This is a genomic window from Parageobacillus caldoxylosilyticus NBRC 107762 (assembly GCF_000632715.1).
GTDB classification, from domain to species: Bacteria; Bacillota; Bacilli; order Bacillales; family Anoxybacillaceae; genus Saccharococcus; species Saccharococcus caldoxylosilyticus.
This window is the reverse complement of sequence record NZ_BAWO01000104.1, coordinates 1-5,150: the sequence shown is the minus strand read 5'-3', so window position 1 is coordinate 5,150 and position 5,150 is coordinate 1. Positions and strand designations below refer to the sequence as shown.

The following is a 5,150-nucleotide window of genomic DNA, read 5'->3' as shown; positions in this document are numbered from 1 at the left end:
GGGTGAATTCCCTTATTTTGTTTATTTACAATATATGGTTAATTGTAACGTTCTTCAAACATTCGCTGGAGGGCTTCCTGTGCTTCGGCAAATCCTCGTAACATACAGACAATGTGACATTTTTTAAAGGAAGTCTTGTCTTTGCATCAAAGAATTACCTCTTATTTTTAATTAAGCAGAGGGAGATTTGACCATCTTTGACTGGAGCAAGTGTCGGTTAAATTGTGATGAAAATGCCAAAGGCCATGGCATCTTTGAATCTTCTTTCGAGGATTGCCATGGCCGTACTGAACTATCCGAATCGTTATCGGCGACGCCTACGCACAACAAACTTTATTAGAATTTCGGCAACGACTCCACGGCATCCGCCAGATCGCTATAGCTGTCTTTTTAAGTATCTGGAGGTTGTGGCGATATTGCTGTGGCCCGCAAGTCTCCGTACTTTCTCGATATCGTTGTTCGTCGCCTTTAACATCCACTTCCAAAACATATGGGGCGTGAGCTTTTTGTTTGGTAAGCTGTAGCTTTCAATCATTCGCTGAATGCCCCGGACCGAAAAATTCGGCGAGCGCTGGCTATAAAAGACGTATGGCGATGCGGCCACATGCGGTTTCTTTTTTGCCATTTCTGCGCGGAACATTTCAAACTTCTCAGTGAAATCGTCCCCCTTGAAATATCAGGGGGACGAGTATATATAAAAACGTCATTTTGAATTGTGTATAATAGTACGCCAATCTGAGAAGCCGTTTTTTTAAGGTATCTTATTTTTGACCTTCTTCCCGGGGACGCACCTTCCTTTGCCTCCCCCATTATAATTTTTGCTTGTTAGGTGCGTAAAGGGACGGCTTGGGGAAGCCAAGTCGGCTAACCAAGCCTAAAAAGTACAGCTTTTAAAGCTTGCTAAGTCATTGGGCTTTCCGCAAGCCGTCAGCGAATCGCTTGATACTTCGTATGCTCCACTTCGTTCCGCCCCCTTCTACCCGTCTTCGCACAAATTAAGACTCCAGACCAGTCCCGTGTTAACTCTGGATCAGAAGTAAACTCCCCGGCTCAACGCTGCGCAAAAAGGGGCTCGGTTCGCCTACACTGTAAAGCTGCAAGTAATGCATAGCCCGGGTGCAGGCGGTGTAGAACAATCTACGCAGGCTCTCATCGCCATATACTTGCGCCGATGCGTTATAAATGATGACGGCGTCGAATTCGATGCCCTTGGCCAAATACGCCGGTATGACGACAACACCTTGTTCATATTCGGTAGATCCGCTCTTCACGAGCTTAATTTCTTCGACGTTGTTCAGTGCTTCGTATGCGGCGGCACTTTCTGCAGCAGATTTGCATATAATCGCGATCGTATTATACCCCCGATTCCGCAAGTCAGCGACTTTGGAAGCAATGCAGCGGTGCAGTTCGGCTTGATTGGACACTCTCGTCAGCACAGGCTTATCGCCGTCGCGTTCAAAAGCGGTAATCCGTTCGCCGCCGGGCACGAGTCTGCGCGTAAATTCGACGATCTGTCTTGTGGATCTGTAGCTGCGGGTCAAGGTTATCACATCCGTTTCATCAGGCCCGTATAAGCTGGTAAGTGTGTGAAAATCGACCGTTTCGCTGGCATGGGTGAATATCGCCTGGTTAAAGTCACCGAGCACGGTCATCCTTGCCGAAGGGAACAAACGTTTCAAAAACTCGAATTGAAACGGAGAATAATCTTGCGCTTCGTCTACAAGCACGTGTTTGATCGAGCTATTCGTCTGAAAGCCTTGAATCAGCTCTTTCAAAAATAAAAACGGAGTAGCATCTTCGTAAAACAGTTTGCCTTCGTCTAGCATTTTCACAGTCAATCGGCAAATATCCTCCCACTCTTCGGGTGTTTCCCCCTCCGTCCACTGTTTGATCCGCGTTGGATCGGCGAAAAGTTGCTTGTATATTCCCTTCATGTCGATGAAACGAAGCGTCCGGATCTGTTTGCGCAACGGCTTCATCTTCTGGCGAACGATCAATCGAACGAGCGCTTTCTCATAATCACCAAATGATTCTCCGTTAAAGCCGCGTTTTTTCCGTAAGTGGGTATAAACCTTTTGGTAATCCTCGTTGCTAAGCAGCTCGATTTCTTCCTGTACCCATGGCTTGGTCCGTTCAAGCTTCTCGGCTTCATCTAATTGCCTGTTTAGCCAATCTCTCAACTTCTCAAGTCTGTTGTGAAAGCGGAGCGAGGTGTCGCTACTATAAAACCTTTCCTCGATTTGTTTGGCGGTGATGATCGGCTTTCCTCTAAAAATAATATCTTTGAATAGCATGCCGGATAATTCTAGCGACTGGCTGTATTTTTTGATCGCCTCAAAAAAACGGGTCGATGCCTTGAATCGGATACTCGCAGTCCTAGTCCGGTATGAAGGGTCATCCGATGCAGTCAACACATATTCCAATTGCTCGTAAGGACTCTCTACTTGAAATTCGTTGCCTAGCCGATGGTCCAAGTATTCTTGAAATGTGACCTGCAGCATATTCTCTTCGCCGAGTTCGGGCAACACATTGGATACGTAGCTGTTAAACATCGAATTAGGTGAAAATAGAATAATTTGATCGGCTGTCAGCCTATCCCGATACTTGTAGAGCAAGTAAGCGATCCGCTGCAGGGCGGCCGATGTCTTGCCGCTGCCAGCGGGGCCTTGAACAATGAGCAGCCGCCCGCGATCGTGCCGGATGATCCGGTTTTGTTCCCGTTGAATGGTGGCCACTATGTTGTGCATATGTTTATCTGAGACTTTGCCAAGCACCTGCTTTAAAATCTCGTCTCCAATGGTGAGACTGGTATCGAACATCGATTTGATAACGCCGCCGCGGATGATATATTGCCACTTTTTCTCCAGCATGCCACGGATTACGCCTTCGGGCGTAACATATTCGGCCGGACCGGGAGAGTAATCGTAGTAGATACTCGAGATCGGCGCCCGCCAGTCGTAGATAAGGATGTTCTCTCCGCTTGTATCCGTGAGCGTGGAGATGCCGATATAGATTCGTTCAGCAGTTGAAGTTCCTTCTTCAGTGAAATCGATTCGGCCGAAATAAGGCACCTCCCGCATGCGGCGCAGCGTAGACAACCTCTTGAAGGCGTGCCTGTGGGTGCTTTGGCTTACGGACAGGAGCTGAGCCTGTTGTCTCAAGCTGATGATCGTCTCAAGAAAATCGTCGAAAGTATCTATATTAACCTTGATGTCATCCCAAAAGTGTTTGCGGATATCAATCACTTCTTTCCGACGCCGGAGGGTTTCGTCTTCCAACATGCGGATTTGCTCCGCAATAATCTCCATTATGCTGTTTAATCGTTCTTGCTCTTGCCGAAGTTCTGTCATTTCAATCACTCCTTTAAAAAAATAAAAATTGGGGTTGACTGAAGGGGAATTATGTTGTATAATTAAAATAGGGATATTATATTTATGTAGATAATAAAAACGTGTTTCTATACTAATTTATCATAGTTTCTCTATTTTATCAATATTTTATCAATGTATTTAATACTACAGCTGTTATGATGGATCGTACTTGTTGCAAATTTAACATTTTTCCCGAGAAGTCTCCCTTCCTCTAAACGGAGTGAAGGAGGGAGATGAATCGGGAAATTTTTGATTCCCAAAAACGAACATACGTGCTATAACCAGGCCATCCATCAAACAAAGAAAAAGGAAATGCTCATGCTTCGTGGATAAAAAGTGTTCTTTCAGGCAATGAGAGCGGATTTGGATCGCTTGTACGCCTGCAATCGGGAATCCGCCCGTGTTTGGAATGAATGCCTCCACTTAGCCAAAGAACACTTCCTCCAGCATGGGGGTTGGATCACCAAAAGCAAGCTGCAAAAACAAACGAAAAGGAAGTTCCATCTCCACAGCGAAACGATTCAAGCAGTCTGCCACCAATACCTCTTCGCAAGACAAGCCGCACACCACGCGATCCAACAAGGACATCCTGCCCGCTATCCCTACAAGAAAAAGAAGTACTTCCCAACGAAATGGGCGAAAGACGGTTTCAAGGTTTACGAAAACGGAAAAATCGAACTCTCCATGGGTATTCATCACGGAAAACGGGAAAAGCCGATTGTCGTGTATGCGTCGCATCTGTCAAAGGGAACATCAAAGAAATCGAATGCTGCTGGGATCAAGGTCTTTATTTGGCCGTGACGCATGAGGATGGGCAAAAAGCAACAGCGTACAAACCGGGTTCCTCCGCCGGAGTCGATCTTGGGGAAGTCACACCATCGGCGCGTTTTGTGAAAACGGGCCAGCCGGAAACAAGCACAGAGACTCTCGAATTGGTCATTCGGGAAAGTAAAGCAGTATCTCGCTTATAAGCTGGCCCAACATGGCACTCGCTTGCATGAAATCAAAGAGTCATATACCAGCCAGACGCGTCCTGTCTGCCAAAAGAGAAAAAAAGTATCTTCTCGACAGTTTGTGTGCCGGTGTGGGTACAAGGAGCATCCGGACGTTCATGGAGCGCGAAATATCTTAAGCAAGGCGCTGCACGGCGCCTTCAAACACTGGAACGTACAAACGAAGCTGACGTATCTACGGATTGCGTAAGCAAGAAGTAGTAGAAGGGTTGGACCGCCCCACCGGTCGAAAAGCCGATGTTGCTTACCGAATCGGCTGGGAAGACTTCCGATGCATGCATTGAGCCAAAGAAGACAACCTTCTTCGGACGGGTGGTAAGAAACTCCCACCTCTTAGCGGAGTGTAGGTGGGAGAGGTTCATTCATACATATAAGAGGAGGAAACATCTCGTCTCGTTTTTCGGACATCGTGAATGCAAAAAAGTGGATTAAAAAACACTCGTTATGGATAAAAATAGAAGAAACTCAAAATCTTTATTTCGAATTTTCATTGAGATAAGCTTCCAAGGCAATTTTTTATGAGTGTTTAGGACTTTTTGATGGCATCTTTCTGAAAATCTAGAAACTCCCCCTCTTTAATATACAATATATTCAGAATTATTAAATAAAATAATAGTTGGCACAAATCTTGCTTTTTATGTAAGTGCCAGTACCAAGAAAGGAGATGAAAATAGAAGATGTATTGAATGAACACATTTTTTGTGATGCGAAATGAGAAGGATCGCATATATTTTGCATACGTTTTATATTTAAAGGAGCATTCCTG

General features: G+C 45.6%; 4 protein-coding genes and 1 pseudogene. 2 read left to right on the top strand and 3 right to left on the bottom strand.

From position 1 onward, the window contains the following. Positions 1–336: 336 nt before the first annotated feature. From GCA01S_RS18700 to GCA01S_RS21230, 3 genes and pseudogenes are all read right to left on the bottom strand, one after another. Positions 337–652 (bottom strand): annotated as a pseudogene (locus GCA01S_RS18700) (tyrosine-type recombinase/integrase); the annotation flags it as partial. A 367-nt stretch (positions 653–1,019) separates the two neighbouring features. Beyond that, positions 1,020–3,350, bottom strand: a complete 2,331-nt coding sequence (helD, locus tag GCA01S_RS18695) for an RNA polymerase recycling motor HelD (RefSeq protein ID WP_042412441.1) — start codon at positions 3,348–3,350, stop codon at positions 1,020–1,022. Between the two features lie 444 nt (positions 3,351–3,794). Continuing rightward, on the bottom strand, positions 3,795–3,950 hold the full coding sequence (locus GCA01S_RS21230; RefSeq protein WP_245005330.1) for a hypothetical protein: 156 nt from the start codon (positions 3,948–3,950) through the stop codon (positions 3,795–3,797). A 53-nt stretch (positions 3,951–4,003) separates the two neighbouring features. Between GCA01S_RS21230 and GCA01S_RS21225 the strand changes: the two genes are divergently transcribed. After that, positions 4,004–4,342: a hypothetical protein gene (locus GCA01S_RS21225; RefSeq protein WP_245005329.1), complete on the top strand. Its 339-nt coding sequence runs from the start codon at positions 4,004–4,006 to the stop codon at positions 4,340–4,342. A 22-nt stretch (positions 4,343–4,364) separates the two neighbouring features. Then, positions 4,365–4,574: a zinc ribbon domain-containing protein gene (locus GCA01S_RS21220; RefSeq protein WP_071997981.1), complete on the top strand. Its 210-nt coding sequence runs from the start codon at positions 4,365–4,367 to the stop codon at positions 4,572–4,574. Positions 4,575–5,150 lie beyond the last annotated feature (576 nt).

Excerpts from the sequence above, each read along its gene's own strand:
- helD (WP_042412441.1), bottom strand. The coding sequence starts at position 3,350 with ATGACAGAACTTCGGCAAGAGCAAGAACGATTAAACAGCATAATGGAG.
- GCA01S_RS21225 (WP_245005329.1), top strand. The coding sequence starts at position 4,004 with ATGGGCGAAAGACGGTTTCAAGGTTTACGAAAACGGAAAAATCGAACT.